The 22650-nt window shown below is 52.9% G+C and carries 21 protein-coding genes; 13 read left to right on the forward strand and 8 right to left on the reverse strand.

Going from position 1 to position 22650, the window contains the following annotated elements; all coding sequences use genetic code 11:
* The first annotated feature begins 217 nt into the window (after positions 1 to 217).
* The 5 genes from yjfP to rplI all read left to right on the forward strand — a co-directional run bounded on the left by yjfP (position 218) and on the right by rplI (position 2557).
* Positions 218 to 967: an esterase gene (gene yjfP / locus J9880_RS09975; protein ID WP_232770393.1), complete on the forward strand. Its 750-nt coding sequence runs from the start codon at positions 218 to 220 to the stop codon at positions 965 to 967.
* Positions 968 to 1117: 150 nt separating this feature from the next.
* Positions 1118 to 1510: a 30S ribosomal protein S6 gene (gene rpsF / locus J9880_RS09980; protein ID WP_013573776.1), complete on the forward strand. Its 393-nt coding sequence runs from the start codon at positions 1118 to 1120 to the stop codon at positions 1508 to 1510.
* Positions 1511 to 1515: 5 nt separating this feature from the next.
* Positions 1516 to 1833 (forward strand): primosomal replication protein N, encoded by a 318-nt coding sequence (gene priB, locus J9880_RS09985; protein ID WP_095923688.1) that lies wholly within the window; start codon positions 1516 to 1518, stop codon positions 1831 to 1833.
* A 4-nt stretch (positions 1834 to 1837) separates the two neighbouring features.
* Positions 1838 to 2065, forward strand: a complete 228-nt coding sequence (rpsR, locus tag J9880_RS09990) for a 30S ribosomal protein S18 (protein ID WP_002210155.1) — start codon at positions 1838 to 1840, stop codon at positions 2063 to 2065.
* A gap of 39 nt (positions 2066 to 2104) precedes the next feature.
* On the forward strand, positions 2105 to 2557 hold the full coding sequence (gene rplI / locus J9880_RS09995) for a 50S ribosomal protein L9 (RefSeq protein ID WP_013573778.1): 453 nt from the start codon (positions 2105 to 2107) through the stop codon (positions 2555 to 2557).
* Between the two features lie 100 nt (positions 2558 to 2657).
* Here the strand turns inward: rplI and J9880_RS10000 are convergent, their stop codons facing one another.
* On the reverse strand, positions 2658 to 3368 hold the full coding sequence (locus J9880_RS10000; RefSeq protein ID WP_232770394.1) for a LysM-like peptidoglycan-binding domain-containing protein: 711 nt from the start codon (positions 3366 to 3368) through the stop codon (positions 2658 to 2660).
* 254 nt (positions 3369 to 3622) lie between these two features.
* Between J9880_RS10000 and fklB the strand changes: the two genes are divergently transcribed.
* Positions 3623 to 4243: an FKBP-type peptidyl-prolyl cis-trans isomerase gene (gene fklB / locus J9880_RS10005; protein ID WP_095923686.1), complete on the forward strand. Its 621-nt coding sequence runs from the start codon at positions 3623 to 3625 to the stop codon at positions 4241 to 4243.
* Positions 4244 to 4308: 65 nt separating this feature from the next.
* Here fklB and J9880_RS10010 read toward each other — a convergent pair whose 3' ends face one another.
* A complete protein-coding gene (locus J9880_RS10010; RefSeq protein ID WP_232770395.1) occupies positions 4309 to 6258 on the reverse strand; it encodes a bifunctional 2',3'-cyclic-nucleotide 2'-phosphodiesterase/3'-nucleotidase in 1950 nt (649 codons plus the stop codon).
* 199 nt (positions 6259 to 6457) lie between these two features.
* Between J9880_RS10010 and cysQ the strand changes: the two genes are divergently transcribed.
* Positions 6458 to 7204 (forward strand): 3'(2'),5'-bisphosphate nucleotidase CysQ, encoded by a 747-nt coding sequence (cysQ, locus tag J9880_RS10015; RefSeq protein WP_095923684.1) that lies wholly within the window; start codon positions 6458 to 6460, stop codon positions 7202 to 7204.
* A 36-nt stretch (positions 7205 to 7240) separates the two neighbouring features.
* On the opposite strand, the gene J9880_RS10020 is transcribed toward cysQ, so the two are convergent.
* Positions 7241 to 7798 carry a YtfJ family protein gene (locus tag J9880_RS10020; RefSeq protein ID WP_095923683.1) on the reverse strand — a complete coding sequence of 186 codons (558 nt, stop codon included), beginning with the start codon at positions 7796 to 7798 and terminating at the stop codon, positions 7241 to 7243.
* A 308-nt stretch (positions 7799 to 8106) separates the two neighbouring features.
* Between J9880_RS10020 and J9880_RS10025 the strand changes: the two genes are divergently transcribed.
* Positions 8107 to 8313 carry a DUF1107 domain-containing protein gene (locus tag J9880_RS10025; protein WP_013573785.1) on the forward strand — a complete coding sequence of 69 codons (207 nt, stop codon included), beginning with the start codon at positions 8107 to 8109 and terminating at the stop codon, positions 8311 to 8313.
* Between the two features lie 111 nt (positions 8314 to 8424).
* On the opposite strand, the gene J9880_RS10030 is transcribed toward J9880_RS10025, so the two are convergent.
* Both J9880_RS10030 and msrA read right to left on the reverse strand, forming a co-directional pair.
* Positions 8425 to 9774, reverse strand: coding sequence for a hemolysin family protein (locus tag J9880_RS10030; protein ID WP_232770396.1), 1350 nt, complete (start codon positions 9772 to 9774; stop codon positions 8425 to 8427).
* Between the two features lie 230 nt (positions 9775 to 10004).
* The gene (gene msrA, locus J9880_RS10035) at positions 10005 to 10643 is read right to left on the reverse strand and encodes a peptide-methionine (S)-S-oxide reductase MsrA (protein WP_165497996.1); all 639 of its coding nucleotides are present in this window, start codon (positions 10641 to 10643) and stop codon (positions 10005 to 10007) included.
* Positions 10644 to 10912: 269 nt separating this feature from the next.
* On the opposite strand from msrA, the gene tamA reads away from it, so the two are divergent.
* The 3 genes from tamA to J9880_RS10050 are packed head-to-tail and all read left to right on the forward strand — an operon-like array spanning position 10913 to position 16846.
* On the forward strand, positions 10913 to 12649 hold the full coding sequence (gene tamA / locus J9880_RS10040; RefSeq protein ID WP_133823355.1) for an autotransporter assembly complex protein TamA: 1737 nt from the start codon (positions 10913 to 10915) through the stop codon (positions 12647 to 12649).
* A complete protein-coding gene (tamB, locus tag J9880_RS10045) occupies positions 12646 to 16461 on the forward strand; it encodes an autotransporter assembly complex protein TamB (RefSeq protein ID WP_095923680.1) in 3816 nt (1271 codons plus the stop codon). The genes tamA and tamB overlap by 4 nt, the downstream gene beginning before the upstream one ends.
* A 31-nt stretch (positions 16462 to 16492) precedes the next feature.
* Entirely contained in the window at positions 16493 to 16846 is a 354-nt protein-coding gene (locus tag J9880_RS10050) for a gamma-glutamylcyclotransferase family protein (protein WP_095923679.1), read from the forward strand.
* Positions 16847 to 16947: 101 nt separating this feature from the next.
* On the opposite strand, the gene ppa is transcribed toward J9880_RS10050, so the two are convergent.
* Positions 16948 to 17478, reverse strand: coding sequence for an inorganic diphosphatase (gene ppa / locus J9880_RS10055; RefSeq protein WP_095923678.1), 531 nt, complete (start codon positions 17476 to 17478; stop codon positions 16948 to 16950).
* A 316-nt stretch (positions 17479 to 17794) separates the two neighbouring features.
* On the opposite strand from ppa, the gene J9880_RS10060 reads away from it, so the two are divergent.
* Positions 17795 to 19366: a methyl-accepting chemotaxis protein gene (locus tag J9880_RS10060; protein ID WP_232770397.1), complete on the forward strand. Its 1572-nt coding sequence runs from the start codon at positions 17795 to 17797 to the stop codon at positions 19364 to 19366.
* A 64-nt stretch (positions 19367 to 19430) separates the two neighbouring features.
* Here J9880_RS10060 and fbp read toward each other — a convergent pair whose 3' ends face one another.
* Entirely contained in the window at positions 19431 to 20435 is a 1005-nt protein-coding gene (gene fbp / locus J9880_RS10065) for a class 1 fructose-bisphosphatase (RefSeq protein WP_013573794.1), read from the reverse strand.
* A 167-nt stretch (positions 20436 to 20602) separates the two neighbouring features.
* Here fbp and mpl point away from each other — a divergent pair, with 167 nt between their 5' ends.
* Positions 20603 to 21988 carry a UDP-N-acetylmuramate:L-alanyl-gamma-D-glutamyl-meso-diaminopimelate ligase gene (mpl, locus tag J9880_RS10070; RefSeq protein WP_131694438.1) on the forward strand — a complete coding sequence of 462 codons (1386 nt, stop codon included), beginning with the start codon at positions 20603 to 20605 and terminating at the stop codon, positions 21986 to 21988.
* Between the two features lie 306 nt (positions 21989 to 22294).
* Here the strand turns inward: mpl and yhcN are convergent, their stop codons facing one another.
* Positions 22295 to 22558, reverse strand: a complete 264-nt coding sequence (yhcN, locus tag J9880_RS10075; RefSeq protein ID WP_095923675.1) for a peroxide/acid stress response protein YhcN — start codon at positions 22556 to 22558, stop codon at positions 22295 to 22297.
* Positions 22559 to 22650 lie beyond the last annotated feature (92 nt).

Genomic DNA, 22650 nt, shown 5'->3' on the forward strand with positions numbered 1-22650 from the left:
CAAATGTAATCATTTATTTCAATAAAAATTGATCTGAATCAATGCAATAAAAGCGAATGTGTGAATTTGAATTAAGGTCAATCTGACCAAAACAGCCTGCCGGACATAACAGGTTATAAATCATACGAAAAAGGTTGTAGTCGCCATTTTTCAGACCCGTAGAATGGCGTGACACACAGAAGCCGATATTTTTGCCAAACGCGCAGGGGAAGACACGATGGTTGAGATGTATGAAGAAGATATTGACGGGATCCAGATCATCCACGCCGTGCCCGCCGGACAGTATCAGCAGCAACTGCCGACCATTTTTTTCTATCACGGTTTTCTGTCTTCAAAAGAGATTTACTCCTATTTCGGTTACACGCTGGCGAAGGCGGGTTTTCGCGTGATCCTGCCCGATGCATTAATGCACGGTGCGCGCGCAGAGAAAGACGAAGCACGATGTCTGGCGAATTTCTGGGGCATTTTGCAAAACAATGTCGATGAACTGGCGCTGCTGAAAGACACCTTCGTCGGACGAGGTCTGGCGGATCCGCAGCGTTTAGGCGTGGGCGGTGTGTCCATGGGCGGCATGACCACCATGGCGGCGCTGGTCAAATTTCCGTGGGTGAAAGTGGCGGCAAACCTGATGGGGTCCGGCTATTTCGCGCGATTATCGCACCATCTTTTTCCCGCTTACAATGCCGGTGACATCGTATCGCGCGACGTGTTTGAGCGCGAAGTCGGCCCTTTACTCAGTCTGGATATCGGCGGCAAAGCAGCGTTAATCGCCGATGTTCCGTTGTTTGTCTGGCATGGCGAAGAAGATGATGTGGTGCCGTTTGCCGAAAGCCAGCGGTTGCGGCAGGAACTGGCGGAAAGCGGCGCAGATGCGAATCTGACCTTTATTTCAGAGCCGGGCGCGAAGCATAAAGTGTCGGTGCATGCGCTGGCAGAAGCCACGGCTTTCTTCGCAGCGACGCTGTAGAGAAATTAATCTGCCTTTCTCCTTGAGTTTCCCACAGGCTGTACATATAATTGCGCGTCATTTTTTCGACCGCACACAAACACGTTCCTTGCTTCCATGGGCCGCGGTTGACCCTGACAGGAGGCTGAATAATCCGTAAGGAGCAATTCGATGCGTCATTACGAAATCGTTTTTATGGTTCACCCTGACCAAAGCGAACAGGTTCCGGGCATGATCGAGCGTTACAGTGCAGTAATCACTAACGCAGCTGGTCAGATTCACCGTCTGGAAGACTGGGGCCGCCGTCAACTGGCTTACCCGATCAACAAACTGCACAAAGCTCACTACGTTCTGCTGAACGTTGAAGCTCCGCAGGAAGCGATCGATGAGCTGGAAACTAACTTCCGCTTCAACGACGCCGTTATCCGTAGCATGGTTATGCGTACTAAACACGCGGTAACTGAAGCATCTCCAATGGTTAAAGCTAAAGACGAGCGCCGTGATCGTCGCGAAGATTTTGCTGAAGCTAACGATGATGCTGAAGCTGGGGATTCTGAAGAGTAATTGCCGTGACGGCGAATCGTCTGGTGTTGTCGGGCACTGTGTGCAAGACCCCCATTCGTAAAGTCAGTCCTTCGGGCATTCCACACTGCCAATTTGTGCTAGAACACAAATCCTCGCAGCAGGAAGCCGGATTTAACCGACAAGCATGGTGCAGAATGCCCGTGGTTGTCAGTGGACAAGCGTCACAAGCATTAACTCACAGTTTAACGGTCGGCACGCAACTCACTGTTACCGGATTCATTAGCTGCCATCAAGGGCGCAATGGACTGAATAAAGTGGTGTTACATGCCGAGCAGATTGATTTGATAGATACTGGAGACTAGCCTAATGGCACGTTATTTCCGTCGTCGCAAGTTCTGCCGTTTCACCGCGGAAGGCGTTGTAGAGATTGATTACAAAGACATCGCTACACTGAAAAACTACATTACCGAAAGCGGTAAAATTGTCCCGAGCCGTATTACCGGTACTCGTGCAAAATACCAGCGCCAGCTCGCTCGTTGCATCAAGCGCGCTCGCTACCTTTCATTGTTGCCATACACTGATCGTCATCAGTAATCGGCCACTGTCTATTAACGACTTTGAGAGGATAAAGTAATGCAAGTTATTCTGCTTGATAAAGTAGCAAACCTGGGCAGCCTGGGTGATCAAGTTAACGTTAAAGCGGGCTACGCTCGTAACTTCCTGGTACCACAGGGCAAAGCTGTTCCTGCTACCAAGAAAAACGTTGAGTTCTTCGAAGCACGTCGTGCAGAACTGGAAGCCAAACTGGCTGACGTTCTGAACGCTGCTGAAGCTCGCGCAACTAAAATCAACGAACTGGGTTCAGTCACCATCGCGTCTAAATCAGGCGACGAAGGTAAACTGTTCGGCTCTATCGGTACTCGCGATATCGCTGATGCAGTCACTGCTGCTGGCGTTGAAGTTGCTAAAAGCGAAGTTCGTTTGCCGAATGGCGTTCTGCGTACCACTGGTGAACACGAAGTTGAGTTCCAGGTACACAGCGACGTATTCGCTAAACTGAACGTAGTTGTGGTTGCTGAAGCGTAATAACGCGGCAGTTAACCTGTGAAACGCCGGCCATGTGCCGGCGTTTTGCTTTTCTGCGTTTGGGAAAGCGGAAAGGTAAGGTATCGCCTGAAAATCGGGATCAGTTACTGCGCTGGAAACTGCCGTCCGGCTGACGGGTAAATGTCACCGTAACATTCTGATCCATCGTCACTTGCAGGGCCGTGACCACACCCTGCGCATCGCGTTGAATCTTCACTTCCTGCCCGGTCTTCAGAGTACTCAGCGGCTTGTCGTCGCCTTCCACCCGTGCCATTGAGAACACATCATTGACCGCCATATTATTATCGCGGAACAACTGCGCCAGCGTCTGACCCGATTGCACCTGATAACTGCGCCATGTGCCGCTGTTATCCGTAGTGGCTGGCTGAACCGGCTCAGGTTGCGCCATTTGGGTGGTCCGCCCCTGATCGTTACGCAAATCGGCCTGCATCGGGATGCTGGTCGGCTGTTGCGGTTGCGACGGCGCATAGGTGTTTTCCGGCGTGTACGGCCACAGTAACGCCAGCAGGATGACCAGTACCGCCAGGATCATACCGCGACGATGTGCATACGGCAGTGGCGACATCCAGTGGAAATCGTCGCTCATATGCCAGATTTTGCTCAACAGCGTTTTGCCGCGTGTTGCAGCAGATGTTCCGGTTTCCGTTTCCGCAGAAGTGATTTCACTTTCGCTTTCACTTTGCGGTGCTGTCGTGTCTCGCATCGGCCTTTTCATAATGGCAATCCAGGATCTCAACATGGGTTGATAAATACGGATGGCTTTCCTTCTCCTGGGCGGGATTCTGCCCATGACGACCTCTCTTGTTAACTGTCGTAATATCGACTGCTTTTGCTGCCTAGTATAGCTGTTTAACTGCTTGATGCGGAAAGGGACAAAGCACAAATATCACCCAAACGATGTGCTGAGTGGCGTCAAATGCGAAAAATTTCCGGAAAAGGGAAAGGAACTGCGCCTGCCGTCATGTTGCCTCACAGAGGATTTTACCCAAAAGGCTTGCGCTGCTATGCTGCGCGTTCGACATTTTTAAGAGCTAAGGAAATTTCATGACTACCCCTTCATTTGACAGCGTAGAAGCGCAGGCAAGTTACGGTATCGGCCTGCAGGTCGGTCAACAGTTGCAGGAATCAGGTTTGCAGGGCTTAGAGCCTGACGCACTGCTGGCAGGCTTACGTGACGCGCTGGAAGGGAATACACCAGCCGTTCCTGTTGATGTGGTTCACCGCGCACTGCGTGAAGTCCACGAACGTGCTGATGCTGTTCGTCGTGAACGTCAGGAAGCACTGGCAGTTCAGGGTCAGGAATTCCTGGCGGCAAATGCACAGCGCGAAGGCGTGAGCAGCACCGAGTCCGGTCTGCAATTCTCTGTTATCACTCAGGGCGAAGGCACCATCCCGGGCCGTCAGGATCGCGTACGCGTTCATTACACCGGTAAACTGATCGACGGCACCGTGTTCGACAGCTCCGTACAACGTGGCGAGCCGGCTGAATTCCCGGTGAACGGCGTGATTGCAGGCTGGATCGAAGCATTGACCCTGATGCCAGTCGGTTCTAAGTGGGAACTGTACATCCCTCATAACCTCGCTTACGGCGAGCGTGGCGCGGGTGCTTCCATCCCTCCATACAGCGCACTGGTCTTCGAAGTTGAGCTGCTGGAAATTCTGTAACTCTTTTCAGAATACAGAAATGAAAAGGGCGCATATGCGCCCTTTTTTTACGTCTGCAGAAAGGCTTACTTTTGTAAATCGACCTGATAAATCTCAAAGCCGATGGCATCCGCGCCTTTGGCCGTCAGCGGGTATTGCGCGTGTGACTGGATAAAGGCCGCTGCTTTTTCGCCGGGAGAGGTTTCAAAACGGATATCCAGCGGTTGCGGTGCGGTGATCTTCGCCAGCTTCCAGTTGTTATCCGCCGTCGGGGTGACTGCGCCCGCTTTTTTGGTTTCGGCGCTGATATACGCCGCAACCACCGAGCGGTTTTCATCCGGCGAGGCGAACGCGATATGCTTATCACCGGTACCGGCGAATTTACCGCCGTAAGCGCGATAGTTGTTCGTCGCGACCAGGAAAGTGGCTTTCAGGTCGATCGGTTTTCCGTTGTAAGTGAGGTGCTTAATGCGTTCCGCATCTTTGTTAATCAGCGCACATTCGCCATCAAATTTCGCCGGCTGGCTGACATCAATCTCATATTTCACGCCATCGATGACGTCAAAATTATAGGTGCGGAAACCGTCCCAGTTAATCAGCGACTGCGGTTTGCTGCTGTGAATGTCGATCTGATTGAACTGTCCGGCGGAGCATTCCAGCCAGTCTTTGACTTCCTGACCGGTGACTTTCATCACCACCAGCGTGTTCGGATACAGATACAAATCCGCCGCGTTACGGAAAGTCAGTTCGCCTTTTTCCACTTCCACGAAGCTGGCCGGATCGTTTTTACGCCCGCCGACTTTAAACGGTGCGGCAGCAGAAAGTACCGGCAGATCGGCTAAATCCGGGTCACCCTGAATGAAATGTTCGGTATAGGCTTTCTGGGCATTATTGACGATTTGCACTGTCGGGTCGTCCTGCACCAGCGCCAGATAACTGTACATATTGTCGGTGGATTTACCGATCGGCTTGCTGACAAATTCGCGTGTGGCGTCATGGGAAGGGGCGAGCACTTTCACCAGATCCTGATCTTCCGCCGCCAGCGATTTCTTCTGTTCTTTGTCATAAATTGGCCGCGCCTCGGCTTTGGCTGTTTCGACTTTCCAGTGGCCGCCGTCGTTATTGAGCACCATATCGACTACGCCCAGATGATCGCCCCACATGCCCGGCATCACGGCAGGAACGCCATTCAGCGTGCCTTGTTTGATGTCCGCGCCTTTGATGCTGGCGAATTCTTCACTCGGGAAAACGGCGTGCGCATGGCCGAACATAATGGCGTCGATACCTTTTACCTGGCTCAGGTAATAGACCGAGTTTTCTGCCATGGTTTTGTACGGATCGCCTGACAGGCCGGAGTGCGGGATCGCGACAATGATGTCGGCACCTTGTTTACGCATTTCCGGGATCCACTTTTTGGCGGTTTCGGTGATATCCGCCACGGTGACTTTGCCTTGCAGATTGGCCTTGTCCCAGACCATGATTTGCGGTGGCACAAAACCGATATAGCCGATGCGCAGATTATGGGTTTTGCCTTCGCGGTCTTTCACTGCGTTGTCGGTGATGAGGAACGGCGTGAACAGCGGTTTCCCGGTTTTATCATCAATCACGTTGGCGTTCACGTAAGGGAATTTCGCCCCGGCCAGTGCTTTTTTCAGGTAATCCAGACCGTAGTTAAATTCGTGGTTGCCCAGGTTACCGACCGCGTAATTGAGCGTGTTCATCGCCAGATACACCGGATGGACGTCGCCCTGTTTCAGGCCTTTTGCCGCCATGTAATCGCCCAGCGGACTGCCCTGAATAATGTCGCCGTTATCGACTAACACTGAGTTGGTGACTTCGTTACGCGCCGCGTGGATCAGGCTGGCGGTGCGCACCAGACCAAATTTATCGGTCGGCTTATCTTTGTAGTAATCGAAGTCCATCATGTTGCTGTGCAGATCCGTGGTTTCCATGATGCGCAGATCCACCTGTGACGCCTGAACGGATGCTGCCGTCAGGATCGCCAGCAGGGATAACGTCAGATGACGCTTATTCATTGCCTTGCCTCCAGAGAAAGGGATGATGCCCGGAAAAGAAAAACCGGATATATATCTCAAAATTTGCTGAGAATGTAATCAGTTGTCATAGATAAATGTGAGATGTAACAACTTTATGACCTGTTCACATTACGTGATGGCTATTCGCGGCAAAAAAAACTAGGCTTGAGAAATGAGAATCAAAGCGTTGAGGTAAAAGATGTTAGAGCAAATTTGTCAGTTAGCGCGCGATGCGGGTGATGCGATCATGGCGGTATACGACGGTGAACAGCCGCTCGACGCGCGCCACAAAAAAGATGACTCACCGGTCACGGCGGCAGATATTGCGGCACACAATGTGATTAAAGCCGGTCTGAAACAACTGGATCCGCACACGCCGATGCTGTCAGAAGAAGATCCGCAAAGCTGGAGCGAGCGTCAGAACTGGACGCGCTACTGGCTGGTTGATCCGCTGGATGGCACCAAAGAATTCCTCAAGCGTAACGGCGAATTCACGGTGAATATTGCGCTGATTGAAGACGGGGTTCCGGTGCTGGGCGTGGTATACGTGCCGGTGACGCAGGTGATGTACAGCGCAGCAGAAGGCAAGGCCTGGAAAGAAGAGCAGGGTGAGCGGCAGCAGATTGAAGTGAAAGAAGCGCATCCGCCGCTGGTGGTGGTCAGCCGTTCACATTTCAGCAATGATCCTGAATTGCAGGATTATCTGGCGCAACTGGGCGAGCATCAGACGGTGGCGATCGGTTCTTCGCTGAAATTCTGTCTGGTGGCAGAAGGTGCAGCGCAGCTTTATCCGCGCTTCGGGCCAACCAACATCTGGGATACCGGTGCCGGACATGCGGTCGCGCTGGCGGCCGGTGCGCAAGTGCACGACTGGAAAGGTCAGACGCTGACCTATACGCCGCGCGAATCGTTTCTGAATCCGGGCTTCAGGGTGTCGTTATTCTGACGCCAAACCCCGGCTCACCACCGGGGTTTCACTTTTCTACCCTTTGACCAGTTGATCCACCAGCGTAATGACCTGCTGAACTTCCTGCGGCGTCAGTTCCCCGTCTTTGGCGAATTTAATCACCCCGTTTTTATCCAGCACGACCACCGCCGAGCTTTCCGGTTGCAGCTCCCACGCTTTTTTCACCACGCCGTTGCTGTCGACAATCACCTGTGACCACGGGAATTCCCGTTTGCCGCTTTCGATGCTTTTACGCACAAACATCCCGGTGCCGATAATGGCATCGTCAGTATTAACGATGGTGGTGGTCTGATAACGATCATGCGGCAGGTTTGCCGCCCTGATGGCGGTGATCAGCGGTTCGTTCAACGCCTTTGCGCTGCTTCTGCCTGCCATATGCTGCACGATACGCACTTTTCCCGGCAGTTTCGCGCTGTTCCATTTGCTGTAACTGAAGGTATCGTTAACATCATTCAGCTCGCCTTTGTCATCCACGCCGACCGGGGCCAGACGCTGGCCGACGGTAAAATTGTGGGCTGAGGCAAATAGCGAAAATGTCATAAAAGTGATCACAAACAGACTTCTTAAAAGCATAGATTCTCCGGGGCGCTAAAGAACAGTCACGGCAATCATAGGACGGCGTAAGTGGTCTGTCCTGTTGGAATGTTAAAATTGTGTTGCTGGTTACAAAATTGCCACATAAAGCAGGGTTATACTGTGTTTCAATGTCAGGGTCTAAGACAATACTGAAAAGCAATGTAAAAGCAGTTAAATCCACTGGCAATACCTGAGTGCCCTGCTATGTTATAGGTCTCTTCACTGCAAACACTTTTCTGTCCCGGTATCTGTCGCCTTGCGACGTGGCCGTTACATGCAGTGATTTAACGGAGAACAATAGAAAAATGAGAATCTTCCAGCGTTACAACCCGATGAAAGTCGCAAAGTACGTTAAGACACTGTTTCGTGGACGTTTGTATATCAAAGACGTCGGCGCTTTTGAGTTTGACCAAGGCAAGATCCTGTTGCCAAAGGTTCGTGATAAGCGCCACTTTAGCGTAATGTCTGAAGTTAACCGTCAGGTTACGCATTTGCAGGCGGAAATGGGCTAAGTCCCCGCGTGTTGTCGCTGCACTTTTGCAGCGTGCGCAAAAAAAACGGCTCCCTGAAAGGAGCCGTTCGTGTTTCTGGCGTCCGGATGCCGGATGCCTGAAAAAAGCGTCTTATGCCTGCGCTTTCTTCTCGTCTTTAAGTTCCTGCGGCGTTTTTGGCAGCAGCGGCGCCACCGGCTGATCGACAATGCGTGTGACCAGCAACTGATCAATCTTGTAGCTGTCGATATCCACCACTTCGAATTTATAGCCGGAGAATTTAACGAAATCGGTGCGTTTCGGGATTTTACGCAGCATGAACATCATGAAGCCGCCGATGGTTTCATAGTTGCCGGACTGCGGGAATTCTTCGATATGCAGCACGCGCATCACGTCTTCGATTGGCGTACCGCCTTCAATCAGCCAGGAATGCTCGTCACGGGCAACAATCTGTTCTTCCATACCCTGACCGACCAGGTCGCCCATCAGCGTCGTCATCACGTCATTGAGCGTGATAATACCGACCACCAGCGCATATTCATTGAGGATAACGGCAAAGTCTTCGCCCGCCGCCTTGAAGCTTTCCAGCGCTTCCGAGAGCGTCAGGGTATCCGGCACAATCAGCGCATTGCGGATTTGTACGCCGCTGCTCAGCATTAAACTCTGATTACCCAGCACGCGGTTCAGTAAATCTTTGGAATCGACGTAACCGACCACCTGATCGATATGACCGTCACAGACCAGGAATTTGGAGTGCGGATGCGTGGCGATTTTCTCTTTGATGCTTTCTTCACTTTCGCGCAGGTCAAAGAAAATCACGCTTTCACGCGAGGTCATGGAAGAAGGAACCGTACGGGATTCCAGCTCAAACACGTTTTCAATCAGCTCATGTTCCTGCTTACGCAAAACACCCGCCAGTGCGCCGGCTTCAAACACGGCATAAATATCGTCGGAGGTAATGTCGTCATTACGTACCATCGGCAGTTTGAAAATGCGGAAAATCATGTTCGCCATGCCGTTGAAAAACCACACCATCGGGCGGCAAATCATCAGACAGAAACGCATCGGGTTGACTATACGGACGGCAACCGACTCAGGTGAAATCATACCGATGCGCTTCGGTGTCAGGTCAGCAAACAGAATGAACAGACTGGTGACCAGCACGAAGGAACAGATAAAGCTGACTTGATCCGCCAGTTCAGGGGACATAAAGCGGATGAAGAATGACTGGAAAGCCGGGGAGAATGCAGCATCGCCCACGATACCCCCGAGGATAGCCACGGCATTCAGGCCAATCTGTACCACGGTAAAGAACAGGCCAGGGGTTTCCTGTAATTTCATTACGCGGGAGGCATTGACGTTTCCTTCGTCTGCCAACTGTTTAAGTTTTATCTTGCGGGAAGCGGCCAGCGATATCTCAGACAGCGAGAAAAAGGCACTGATCGCGATTAATAAGAGAATCAGTAAAATACTGTTTAACATAATCTATCCGTTTAACACCGGGCTAAACCGGCAGGGAAAGGCACTCATTATTTTTGCTGCTTAAAAGAACTTCTTTTTAAGAAAGACATTAAAAAGCGGTTCAGAAGAAAAAAGCGTTAAGGATGAAAAAACAAAGATAATTGCCATAAATCGTTTTAAAGGGCCACATTTGTGACCCGCATAGTATAGCAGCAGCACTGAGACTGCCGCCAGCGCTTAAAAATTCCGCATTATTGCGGCGGCAGACAGACGCCAATGCCGCCTAAACCGCAGTAGCCTTCCGGGTTTTTAAACAGATATTGCTGATGTTCGTCTTCAGCATAATAGAAAGGCAGGGCTTCGGTGATTTCGGTGGTGATGGTGCGCGAATCGTTCGCCTCGTCCATCGCCTGCTGGAAACTCGCCAGACTGGCCAGCGCCTGATCCTGCTGTTCTGCACTCAGTACATACAGCGCGGAACGGTATTGCGTGCCGATATCGCCGCCCTGACGCATTCCCTGTGCCGGATCGTGGTTTTCCCAGAAAATCTGCAACAGTTTGGCGTAACTGATGACCGCCGGGTCAAAGACCACACGCACCACTTCGGCATGGCCGGTCTGGCCGGTACACACTTCGCGGTAAGTCGGGTTCGGTGTGAAACCGCCGCTGTAACCGGCTGCTGTGCTGTACACCCCTTCCTGCTGCCAGAACAGGCGCTCGACGCCCCAGAAGCAGCCCATCGCGAAAATCGCGACATCCATATTGTCAGGGACATATGTCATTGAGTGTTCATTCACTGCATGAAGGGTCGCCACCGGCATAGGGGTTGTACGGCCAGGTAACGCATCTGCCTGATTTACAGACTGCGTTTTATCGGAAAGTTGCACCACGGGAAACTCCAGCTGTTGCTTTAATAAACAAGGTTTGTAACAAAAGGTCTTTACGAATAACCGTCATCAACAGGTCAGTGTTAGTTGTATCTGATTGCGTCTTTGCACACAATACGAAGGACGTTGCTTCGTCGTTGAACATTTTCAGGGGATTAGCACTAAACTGCTTTCATCAGACTTTATAAAGATGAATCTGCCAAAGACGAGCAGATATTCTCCGGCGAGCATCGGATATTTTAACAGGACAGTAAAATTTAGCAGGAGTGCGTGTGCCACGATATCGTGAACTGGGTTTGTTATTTGTACTGCTGGCCCCCTCACTTTCCATGGCAGCGAAGGTGCGTTTGCAGCTGGAAGGCCTGGATGGCGATTTGGAAAGGAACGTCCGCGTTCGTTTATCATCAATTCAAAGCGACGAAGTCGGGGCGAACGGACGGTTCCGCGCCCGCGTCAGCGCCGCCATTGAGCAGGGTCTGCGGCCACTGGGCTACTATTCGCCGACCATCGATTTTGACTACCGTGAAACCCCGCCACCTGGGCGTCCGGTGCTGATTGCCAAAGTGACCCCCGGCACACCGGTGAAAATTGCCGGCACGAATGTGGTGATTGAAGGGCAGGCTGATAAAGATAATGAATTCGAACAGCTGAAAAAGCGGGATGTGCCAGCGGTCGGCACCATTTTAAACCACGGAACCTACGACAATTTCAAAAGCTCGCTGACCGGTATTGCGCTGCGTAAAGGCTACTTTGATGCCAACATGCGCAAAAGTCAGCTGGGCGTCATCGAAGACGAACACAAGGCGTTCTGGGATATTCAGTTCGAAAGCGGTGAGCGTTACCGCTTCGGAAGCGTGCATTATCAGGGATCACAGATCCGTGATGAGTATCTGCAAAATCTGGTGCCATTCCATCAGGGGGATTATTACACCTCCGCGCAACTGGCTGAGCTTAACCGCCGTCTGTCTGCCACCGGCTGGTTTAACTCGGTTGTCGTGTCTCCAGATTTTACTGATGCCAAAGCCACCAAAACCTTGCCGCTGAATGCGGTGGTGTCGCCGCGTACCGAAAATACCATCGAAACCGGTGTCGGCTATTCCACGGACATTGGCCCGCGCGTGACGGCCAACTGGAAAAAACCGTGGGTGAACGATCGTGGCCATAGCTTCGAAACCTCCACCACGCTTTCCGGCCCTGAGCAGTCATTAGATCTCAGTTATAAAATCCCGCTGCTGAAGTCTCCGCTGGAGCAATATTATCTGGTGCAGGGTGGCTTCAAACGTGAGGATCTCAACGATACCAATTCGGATTCCACCACGGTCAATCTGGCGCGTTACTGGGATCTGTCCAGCGGCTGGCAACATGCCGTCAACTTGCGCTGGAGCCTCGACCACTTTACGCAGGGTAGCGTGACGAACACCACCATGCTGATTTATCCGGGGGTCAGTCTTAACCGTACGCGCCAGCGCGGCGGCCTGATGCCGACGTGGGGCGATTCCCAACGCTATTCCCTGGACGTGTCCAATACCACCTGGGGTTCTGACGTCGATTTCGCCGTGGTGCAGGCGCAAAACGTCTGGATCCGTACGCTGGCGGATAAACACCGCTTTGTGTTTCGCGGTAATCTCGGCTGGATTGAAACCAATGATTTCGATCGGGTTCCGCCTTCCCTGCGTTTCTTCGCCGGTGGCGACCGCAGTATTCGCGGCTACAAATACAAATCCATTTCTCCCCGTGATGATGAAGGCAAGCTGACCGGCGCCTCCTATCTGGGAACCGGTTCGGTGGAATATCAGTACAACGTGACCGGAAAGTGGTGGGGCGCCGTGTTCGTCGATTCCGGCGAAGCGGTGAACGACATTACACAAAATGATTTCAAAACCGGCGCCGGTGTGGGTGTGCGCTGGGCTTCACCGATCGGCCCGGTGAAATTAGATGTTGCCGCCCCTGTCGGCGACAAAGATGAGCATGGATTGCAGTTTTACATCGGTTTAGGTCCGGAATTATGAGTTTATTTAAAAAGATCTGCCTGGGATTTCTGATCTTCCTGGTGCTGTTAATCAGTCTGGTGGCCTTTCTGATCGGCACACAAACCGGTCTGCACCTGATGATCAACGGCGCAAACCGTTTTGTGCCGGGGCTGAATATCGCCAGCACTGAAGGCGGATGGCGTGACCTGACGCTGAAGGGCGTGCATTACGACATGCCGGGTGTGGACGTGAAGGCCGGGGAATTCCATCTTTCCCTCGATTTCTCATGCCTGAAAAACAGCGCGCTGTGCGTTAACGCCTTGCGGGTGAAAGACGTCAATGTGGTGGTCAACACCAAAGAAATGACGCCCGCCGCCGCGCAACCGGAGCCAGAAAACAGCGAGCCGCTGACCAATCTCAGCACGCCATATCCGATTACCCTGCGTTTGCTGACGCTCGACAATATCAATATTACGCTCGATGACCGCGCGATTTCTCTGGCGTCATTCCGTACCGGCGCGCACTGGGAAGGCCGTGCGATCCAGCTGATGCCGACGCGTATTGGCGGATTGCTGATCGCCTTGCCGAAAACGCCGGTCAACCCGTTACCGGAGGTGGTGCAGGCCGCGCAGGATAAAGCCGTCGAGAAAGCCACGGGCAAACCGGCCGAACCGCCGGTGGTGGTGCCGGAAAAACCGCTGGGCGAAACTTTGCAGGAGTTGTTCGCCAAACCGCTGTTGCCTGACTTACCGGATTTCCGACTGCCGGTTGATCTCGATATTCAGCAAATCCTCGCGGAAAACCTGCGGCTCACCGGTGACACTGATGTACTGATCACCCGTTTCGAGCTGAAAGCCAGTACGCAAAATCAGGTGGTAAAGCTGGATAAATTAATGGTCCGCTCGCCGCAAGGCTCGGTGGACGGCATCGGGCAGGCGACGCTGAATCAGAACTGGCCGGTGGATATGACCATCAATACCGCCGTGAATATCGATCCGCTGAAAGGGGAAAAGATCAAACTGCGGGTTGCCGGCGGGCTGCGCGATAAGCTGGATGTCGGCCTGAATATTTCCGGCCCGGTCCGCGCTGAGCTGGCGCTGCAAACCCGGCTGGCGGAGGCCGGACTGCCACTCAATCTGAAACTCAGCAGCGATGCCCTGCAATGGCCGCTGACCGGCACGCCGCAATATCAGGTCAAAGGCTTCAAATTTAATGTCAGCGGTAAAGCGACAGATTACGCGCTGTCGCTGCGTTCAGAATTCAAAGGCGATCAGATCCCGCCGGCGACATTGACGCTCGACGGTAAAGGCAACGTAGAGCAGTTCAGGCTTACGCTGCTGCGTCTTGCGGCGCTGGAGGGCAATACCGATCTGACCGGCGTGGTGGACTGGAGTAAAGCCATCAGCTGGAACAGCGAGCTGAAGCTGACCGGCATTAACACCGCCAAACAGTATCCGGACTGGCCTGCGAAGTTGCAGGGCAAAATCACCACGCGCGGCAGTCTGTACGGCGGCACATGGCAGATGCAGATCCCGGAGCTGGATCTGACCGGTAACGTGAAGCAAAACGCCGTCAAAGCCCAAGGTAACGTGCGCGGAAACAGTTACGGGCAGTGGGATATTCCGCAACTTCATCTGGAACTGGGCCGCAATAATCTGGATGTGAAAGGCCAGCTCAGCGATACCTGGAATCTGGATGCCAAAGTGGATGCCCCGCATCTCGACGGTGCCCTGCCGGGGCTGGGTGGCGTGGCAAAAGGGATGCTGCAACTGCGCGGTGACCTGAAAGCGCCGAAACTGCTGGCGGATCTGACCGCCACCGGCCTGAAATGGCAGGCGCTGACGGTGCGTCGCGTGGATGTGAAAGGCGACGTCAGTTCAACGGATCAGATCCAGGGCAACCTGATGGTTCGTGTTCAGCAGCTCCGGCAGGACGCGCTGGATATCACTGATATTCATCTCGAGGCCAAAGGTAACGAGAAACATCATGAACTGACGCTGAAAGTGGACGGCAAACCGGTTTCGGGCCGTCTGGCGCTGAGTGGCAGTTTTGACCGTGCGACCGAAGAATGGAAAGGCAATATCAGCAATACGCTGTTCGATACCCCGGTCGGGCAGTGGCGTCTGAACCGCACGATCGCGCTGGATTACTTCAATAAAGAGCAACGGATCACCGTCGGTCCGCATTGCTGGCAGAACCCGAATGCAGATCTGTGCGTGCCGCGCACCATTGATGCCGGTGCCAGCGGGCAGGCGAGCGTGGTGCTTAACCGCTTCGATCTGGCGATGATCAAACCTTTCCTGACCGATGATACGCAACTGAGTGGCGTGTTCAGCGGGAAAGCCGATGTGAGCTGGAAAGCGGAAGGCGGATTGCCGCAGGCCAGCGTTTCACTGGTGGGCAAGGGCGTGAAAGTGCAGCAACTGGTGCAGGGCAGTCCGCTGCCGGTGGCGTTTGATACGCTGAATCTGAACGCCGGTCTGAACAATGGCCGTGCCAGCCTCGACTGGCTGATCAAGATCACTAACAACGGTCAGCTTGATGGCAATATCCAAATCGCGGATCCGCAGGGAAAACGTAATCTCAGCGGTAACGTGAATATTGCCCGTATTTCCATGGCCTTGCTGCAACCGGCGCTGATGGATGGCGAGAAAGCGTCCGGCATTCTGAACGCGAATCTGCGGGTAGGCGGCAATGCGCAGAAACCGCTGGTGTTCGGCAAACTGGCGCTGACCGGCGTGGATTTCGACGCGCAATTTATGCCGTTTGATATCACCGATGCCAATGTCAGCATCAATTTCAACGGCATGTCGTCGATCATGGAAGGGGTGATCAAAACCGCGCAGGGTCAGCTGGAACTGAACGGTAACGCCGACTGGAGCGAAATTAACGCATGGCGTGCGCGGATTGCGGCGCGGGGCAATAAGGTCCGGGTTTCGGTGCCGCCGATGGTGCGTCTGGACGTGTCACCGGATTTAGTGTTTGATGCCACGCCGCAACTGTTCTCGCTCAACGGTACCGTGGATATTCCGTGGGCGCGCATTACGGTGCAGGAATTGCCGGAAAGCGCGGTGGGTGTGTCGTCGGATGAAGTGATGCTCAACGACCAGCGTCAGCCGATCGCACCGGCTTCGGCTTCGATTCCGATCAACAGCAACCTGATGGTGAACATTGGTAAAGACGTTCGCCTGGATGCCTTTGGGCTGAAAGCGCGGCTGGAAGGGGCGTTGAAAGTGGCGCAGGACAGCCGCGGTCTGGGTCTGAACGGGCAAATTAACATTCCGTCCGGACGCTTCCATGCCTACGGACAGGATCTGATTGTGCGTAAAGGGCTGCTGTTGTTCTCCGGCCCTGCGGACCAGCCGTTGCTGAATCTGGAAGCGATCCGTAACCCGGAAGCGACAGAAAATGATGTGATTGCGGGTCTGAGAGTTACAGGTGAGGCAGATGCGCCTAAACTTGAAATATTCTCGGATCCGGCGATGTCGCAGCAGGAAGCCTTGTCCTACCTGCTTCGCGGGCAGGGACTGGACAATTCCGGCGGTGACAGCGGCGCGATGACCTCAGCTCTTATCGGGTTAGGGGTTGCGCAAAGTGGTAAACTTGTGGGTAAAATCGGCGAGGCATTCGGTGTCAGTAATCTGGCGCTGGATACTCAGGGTGTGGGAGACAGCTCTCAGGTCGTGGTCAGTGGCTATGTCTTGCCGGGTTTACAGGTGAAATATGGTGTCGGGATATTCGACTCACTGGCAACGCTCACCCTGCGCTATCGGTTAATGCCCAAGCTTTACCTGCAGGCGGTATCGGGCATCGATCAGGCATTGGATTTGCTCTATCAGTTTGAGTTTTAATTCATGTGACTTTTACTATACGAATATAAACATGCGAATAATTGTTTACGGTAGCTTACGACGCAAGCAAGGCAACAGTCATTGGATGACGAATGCTCAATGGTTGGGTGACCATGAGCTGGAAGGGTATGCCCTGTATAATCTGGGCCACTATCCTGCTGTTATTCCAGGGGAAGGCAAAGTCTATTGCGAAGTTTACCGCATTACTTCGTCAATACTGGCGGAGTTGGATGAGCTTAAAAGTAACACCAAGGATTACCGTCGTGAGCTGATTTCGACACCTTATGGCAGCGCCTGGATCTACCTCTACATTCGCTCACTGGATGGTGTGCCGAGAATTGAGGGTGGAGACTGGGTTAAGCGTAACGAAGCAGTAAGCGAGTAGTCTGAGCAAGGTCGTCTCTAAAAATCGTTGTCTGACAACGCGTTATACATAAAAAAACACCGCCATCTGGCGGTGTTTTTTTTATTCAAACGGCAGAAAACTTATTTGTTTTTAGCACGTTCGAAAGAGGTCACGATTTCAGCTTTAGCTGCAGCAGCATCAGCCCAACCGTCAACTTTTACCCATTTGCCTTTTTCCAGCGCTTTGTATTGCTCGAAGAAGTGAGTGATCTGGCCGCGCAGCAGTTCTGGCAGGTCGTTCACATCTTTGATGTGATCGTATTCTTTGCTCAGTTTGGTGTGCGGAACCGCAACCAGTTTGGCATCTTCACCGGCTTCGTCGGTCATTTTCAGCATACCGACAGGGCGGCAGCGGATCACAGAACCGGCTTGCAGCGGGTACGGTGTTGGCACCAGAACGTCAACCGGGTCGCCATCCAGAGACAGCGTGTGGTTGATGTAACCGTAGTTACACGGATAGAACATTGCAGTAGACATGAAACGGTCTACAAACAGTGCGCCGGTATCTTTATCCACTTCGTACTTGATTGGATCTGCGTTTGCAGGGATTTCGATAACGACATAGATATCTTCTGGCAGTTCTTTGCCCGCCGGCACGTTCAGTAAGCTCATTGTTGGTTTCCTTCATTGAACCAGGAATAGAGTGTCGGACATTATAGCCAACTCTCCCGCGATTTCCCGCCCTTTTCGTCGGATCCTGACCGGGCATTTTCCGGTACGACATGCTGTTGCACCGGCGCAAAGTCTTCCCTGCTGGCAGTAAAATTTACTTACCCCTGACTTTTCCGCGTAACTGCCTGTTTTTGCTTTTCTTATCAAGATATTCCGTCTTTTGCCGATAACAGTATTCAAACAAAAAATCAGGATAAACCTGATCCCTACCCACCCGAAGTATCTCCTTTTCACCTGAATGGCTGGATAACACCGTATGTTGAATAAGTTGAGCGTAAAAGCCGGTCTGATTGGCCTGCTGGTATTTATGACGTTGATTCTCTTGCTGGTTAGCGTGCTTGGCGCCAATGCCATCCGGCAAGGTGCGACGTCCCTGCAACAGATTAACCAGCTTCAGGGCGATGAGCTGGGGTCGCTGGCCGACAGCTACAGTTTCTCGCTGCGTACGCGCGTCGCCAGCGGTGTCGCTGTGCGTCAGCTGGAAATCGGCATGATGGACGATGCCAAAAATACCTCTGACCGTATCGCCGGTTACATCAGACAGGCCGATGCCGATCTGGCGAAATTCATCAGCATCAAGGACGACACACAGCAGGGCAGGGATTTGTCCGACGCGGTGAAGAAAACCTACGATGCCTATAAAGCCAATGGCCTGATGCCGTTGCTTGCTGCCCTTCAGGCACAAAGTGCAGACAATTATTACGATGTGCTGGAAAACAAAATCACGCCTTACAGCAACGCTTACGACAAAGCACTGGCGGATTTCCGTGCCTATGCGGTCGATAACACCAATAAGCGCATCGATCAGGCGCGCGCCAATGCACGTATCCAGCTGACCGTGATTGCCGTGGGTTTCCTCGTCGCGCTGATTATTGCCGTGCTGGCCTGGTTCGCCTTGCAGAAAATCATTATGCATCCGCTGACCTTCTCCATTGCGCAGCTGGAATATATCGCCAAAGGCGATCTGACGCATGACATCGACGATTCCCGCAATAACGAAATGGGGCGCCTGCTGAAAGCAATGAAGCAAATGCAGGATTCGCTGGCGCTGTCTGTCGGGCGTGTGCGTGATGCAGGTAACCAGATTGATGTCGGTTCCCGCGAACTGGCCGCCGGTAACGTGCATCTGGCGCAACGGACGGAAGAATCCGCCGCGTCGCTGGAAGAAACTGCCGCGAGTATGGAGCAACTGACGTCCACCGTTCGCATGAATGCGGCAAACTCCGAGCAGGCCAATCAGCTGGCGCAAAGCGTGTCAGTGATTGCTGACAAGGGCAGCGAAGTGGTGCATCGGGTCATGGATAAAATGCAGGGCATTACGGACAGTTCGAAACGCATTGGTGACATTATTACCGTTATTGATGGCATCGCTTTCCAGACCAATATTCTGGCGCTGAATGCGGCGGTCGAAGCAGCGCGTGCCGGTGAGCAGGGACGTGGCTTTGCGGTGGTCGCGGGCGAAGTGCGCAGCCTGGCGCAACGCAGTGCACAATCAGCCAAAGAAATTAAAGAACTGATCGTCGATTCAGAAGCCCGCGTGTCCGAAGGTTCGGATATGGTGAAATCGGCGGCGGACACCATGCTGGAGATCTCCGGCGAAGTGACGCGCGTGACCAGCCTGATGCGCGAGATTTCCATCGCGACGACCGAGCAGACGCACGGTATCGAACAGGTGAATGTGGCCATTACGCAGATGGATCAGGTGGCGCAGCAAAATGCCGCATTGGTTGAACAGGCTACGGCGGCCACGCGTTCTCTGGAAGAGCAGGCGCAACTACTGGCGGAAAGTATGGCGGTGTTTAAACTCAACCGCGCTGACTCGTTCTGAAAAGGTCTGTCTGAGCTGTAAAATATGAAAAAAGGTGGCTCAGAAAGCCACCTTTTTCATTTATTTACTCGTCAGGGAATTGAGCAATAAAGCGTTCTGCATCTTCAACCATTGAACTGTTGCCCACAAAGAATGGCGCACGTTCATGCAGTTTCTGCGGAATGATGTCCAGAATACGGTTTTTCCCGTCGCTGGCTTTACCGCCAGCCTGCTCGGCGAGGAACGCCATCGGGTTGCATTCATACAGCAGACGCAGTTTACCGTTCGGATGACTGGCGGTGCTTGGATAGATATAAATGCCGCCTTTCAGCAGGTTACGGTGGAAATCTGCCACCAGTGAACCGATGTAACGGGAAGTGTAAGGACGTTGCGTGGCTTCATCCTGCTCCTGGCAATACTTAATGTATTTTTTCACGCCCAGCGGGAATTTGATGTAGTTGCCTTCGTTGATCGAGTACATGTTGCCCTTTTTAGGGAAGCAGACTTTTTCGTGAGAAAGGCAGAAGACGCCAAGGGAAGGATCGTAGGTAAAGGCATGAACGCCAGCACCGGTGGTGTAAACCAGCATGGTCGACGAACCGTACACCACATAACCTGCAGCTACCTGGCGGTTCCCCGGTTGCAGGAAGTCTGCTTCAGTGACCGGCTGGCCCAGCGGCGTGGTACGGCGGTAAATCGAGAAAATTGTTCCGACGGAGACGTTAACGTCGATGTTTGACGAGCCATCCAGCGGATCCATCAAAATCACGTATTTTGCATTTTCCGCACGTTCACCTTCGAAAATGACAATCTCATCTTCTTCTTCTGACGCGATACCGGCAATTTCCCCACGCGCCTTCATGGCGGCTTTTAGTTTTTCATTCGCGTACAGATCGAGTTTCATCTGCACTTCACCCTGCACATTTTCTGCGCCACTGGTGCCCAGAATATCGACCAGACCCGCTTTGTTGATGTCGCGGTGAATGATTTTAGCGCCGAGTTTTATTGCTGAAAGCAACGCTGTCAGTTCACCGGTTGCATGTGGAAAATCTTGCTGCTTCTCAACAATAAATTCGCCTAACGTTTTCATGACACTTTCCCTGAATCGAGGATAGATAACGGTACGTTAATAAAAATTTCACAAGAGCGTGAGCAGTTTAGCCCAAATATATGGACGAATCATAGGCAAATCCATTTCTTCTGGAGGATTCTGAGCGGTAGAATAGCGGCTGACTTACAGGCATTAATGGAAAATATATGCGCATTCATATTCTTGGGATTTGCGGCACGTTTATGGGCGGGCTGGCGATGCTGGCACGTGCACAAGGGCATCAGGTAACCGGTTCGGACGACAACGTTTATCCACCGATGAGTACGCTGCTGGAAAATCAGGGGATCGACCTGATCCAGGGTTACGATCCTGCCCAGTTAGATCCTCCCCCCGATCTGGTGATCATCGGTAACGCGATGACGCGCGGTAATCCCTGCGTCGAAGCCGTGCTGGAACAGGGGATCCCTTATGTCTCCGGCCCGCAGTGGCTGCATGATCATGTTCTGCCAGAGCGCTGGGTGATCGCCGTTGCGGGTACGCACGGTAAAACCACCACCGCCGGCATGGTGACGTGGATCCTCGAAGCCTGTGGTTATGAACCGGGTTACGTCATTGGCGGCGTGCCGGGCAATTTCGAGGTTTCTGCACGTCTGGGTAACAGCCCGTTTATGGTGCTGGAAGCCGATGAGTACGACTGTGCCTTCTTTGACAAGCGATCCAAATTCGTTCATTACAGCCCGCGCACCCTGATCCTCAATAACCTTGAGTTTGATCACGCGGATATCTTTGATGATCTGAAAGCGATCCAGAAACAGTTCCACCATCTGGTGCGTCTGGTGCCGGGTAAAGGCAAGATCATTCTGCCTGAGCATGACACGCCACTGAAACAAGTGATGGCAATGGGATGCTGGAGCGAGCAGGAATTTGCGGGTGAGGCGGAAAATTGTGCGTGGGATGCGAAGAAACTGACGCCGGACGCCAGCTCGTTCGAGGTTTATCTGCACGGTGAAGTTGTCGGGCAGGTGAACTGGAATCTGGTCGGCGAACACAACATGCATAACGGGCTGATGGCGATTGCCGCGGCACGTCATGTTGGCGTGAAGCCGGAAGATGCCTGCAAAGCGCTGGGTGATTTCATCAATGCCCGTCGCCGTCTCGAACTGCGCGGCGTGGAAAATGGTGTCAGCGTCTATGACGATTTTGCCCATCACCCGACGGCGATTCTGGCGACGCTTTCAGCCTTACGCAGCAAAGTCGGCGGCACCGCACGTATTCTGGCCGTGCTCGAACCGCGCTCCAATACCATGAAAATGGGCATGAGCAAAAATGAACTGGCGCCTTCGCTGGGGCGCGCCGATGAAGTCTTCCTGTTACAGCCGCAACACATTCCGTGGCAGGTGGCGGAAGTGGCGGAACACTGCATCCAGCCCGCACACTGGAGTGCAGACGTCGATTCACTGGTGGATATGGTGATTAAAGCGTCCCTGCCGGGCGACCATATTCTGGTGATGAGCAATGGTGGCTTCGGCGGTATTCATGGAAAACTGCTGGCGGCACTGGCAGCGAAAGCCGACGCGGCACAACAGATTTAAAACAGCATGCCATGAATGAGGAGCACAGCGCAGGCTGTGCTTTTTTTTTTGCGTTTCTGGCGGGATGGGTGAAATCTCAGGCAAAAAAAAGCCCTCAAAAATTGAGGGCCAAAGGGTGTCGTCGGACAGGACGACGAGGGTATCGTTAGCAAGAGAGTACGGCAGTGGCAGTGTCTGCTCTCTTTCCAGCCTCAACAGCGCCATTTATTTTCGCTGTTTCGTTTCTTCAATCAGTGGCTGTTGAAACCCGGTAACGCTAATTCAATGAATACTCAAACAGTGGCCCGGTTACGGGACTCGGAAATCTTACTGATAGATTTCTGCGGTTGCGTGATAGGCACCGTCGTTATGGGCCTCGATCACGCGGAATGATTTTGCACCTTTAGCATCGGCTTTATCAGACAGTTGCTGGCGGATATCGGTTGGCGCACCGTCAACACCGCTGACGCTGATCACGCCCATTGGTTGCAGGTTTTCTGCCTGTTGATTAGTGATCAGGTTGGCCGCTGAGGCGCCAAAAGACACAGCAGACAGCAGGCTAAGGGCAGCAATAGTTGTAATGATTTTCATGATAATTTCCTGAATTCGCAGACTTTGGTGCATTTTTTCAGAGAGCAACGTCGGTTGAGATTTGGATTCATCAGGACTGTGATATCGGGGTT

The organism is Rahnella victoriana, from assembly GCF_021276285.1.
GTDB lineage: Bacteria > Pseudomonadota > Gammaproteobacteria > Enterobacterales > Enterobacteriaceae > Rahnella > Rahnella victoriana.

What these genes read in the sequence shown, in the direction of transcription:
- J9880_RS10025 (WP_013573785.1), top strand. Translation starts at nt 8,107, where the DNA reads ATGAGAATCTTCCAGCGTTACAACCCGATGAAAGTCGCAAAGTACGTT.
- J9880_RS10020 (WP_095923683.1), bottom strand. Translation starts at nt 7,798, where the DNA reads ATGCTTTTAAGAAGTCTGTTTGTGATCACTTTTATGACATTTTCGCTA.
- fbp (WP_013573794.1), bottom strand. Translation starts at nt 20,435, where the DNA reads ATGAAAACGTTAGGCGAATTTATTGTTGAGAAGCAGCAAGATTTTCCA.
- rplI (WP_013573778.1), top strand. Translation starts at nt 2,105, where the DNA reads ATGCAAGTTATTCTGCTTGATAAAGTAGCAAACCTGGGCAGCCTGGGT.
- yhcN (WP_095923675.1), bottom strand. Translation starts at nt 22,558, where the DNA reads ATGAAAATCATTACAACTATTGCTGCCCTTAGCCTGCTGTCTGCTGTG.
- J9880_RS10000 (WP_232770394.1), bottom strand. Translation starts at nt 3,368, where the DNA reads ATGGGCAGAATCCCGCCCAGGAGAAGGAAAGCCATCCGTATTTATCAA.
- J9880_RS10010 (WP_232770395.1), bottom strand. Translation starts at nt 6,258, where the DNA reads ATGAATAAGCGTCATCTGACGTTATCCCTGCTGGCGATCCTGACGGCA.
- rpsF (WP_013573776.1), top strand. Translation starts at nt 1,118, where the DNA reads ATGCGTCATTACGAAATCGTTTTTATGGTTCACCCTGACCAAAGCGAA.
- tamB (WP_095923680.1), top strand. Translation starts at nt 12,646, where the DNA reads ATGAGTTTATTTAAAAAGATCTGCCTGGGATTTCTGATCTTCCTGGTG.
- fklB (WP_095923686.1), top strand. Translation starts at nt 3,623, where the DNA reads ATGACTACCCCTTCATTTGACAGCGTAGAAGCGCAGGCAAGTTACGGT.
- cysQ (WP_095923684.1), top strand. Translation starts at nt 6,458, where the DNA reads ATGTTAGAGCAAATTTGTCAGTTAGCGCGCGATGCGGGTGATGCGATC.
- yjfP (WP_232770393.1), top strand. Translation starts at nt 218, where the DNA reads ATGGTTGAGATGTATGAAGAAGATATTGACGGGATCCAGATCATCCAC.
- ppa (WP_095923678.1), bottom strand. Translation starts at nt 17,478, where the DNA reads ATGAGCTTACTGAACGTGCCGGCGGGCAAAGAACTGCCAGAAGATATC.
- J9880_RS10030 (WP_232770396.1), bottom strand. Translation starts at nt 9,774, where the DNA reads ATGTTAAACAGTATTTTACTGATTCTCTTATTAATCGCGATCAGTGCC.
- rpsR (WP_002210155.1), top strand. Translation starts at nt 1,838, where the DNA reads ATGGCACGTTATTTCCGTCGTCGCAAGTTCTGCCGTTTCACCGCGGAA.
- J9880_RS10060 (WP_232770397.1), top strand. Translation starts at nt 17,795, where the DNA reads ATGTTGAATAAGTTGAGCGTAAAAGCCGGTCTGATTGGCCTGCTGGTA.
- J9880_RS10050 (WP_095923679.1), top strand. Translation starts at nt 16,493, where the DNA reads ATGCGAATAATTGTTTACGGTAGCTTACGACGCAAGCAAGGCAACAGT.
- mpl (WP_131694438.1), top strand. Translation starts at nt 20,603, where the DNA reads ATGCGCATTCATATTCTTGGGATTTGCGGCACGTTTATGGGCGGGCTG.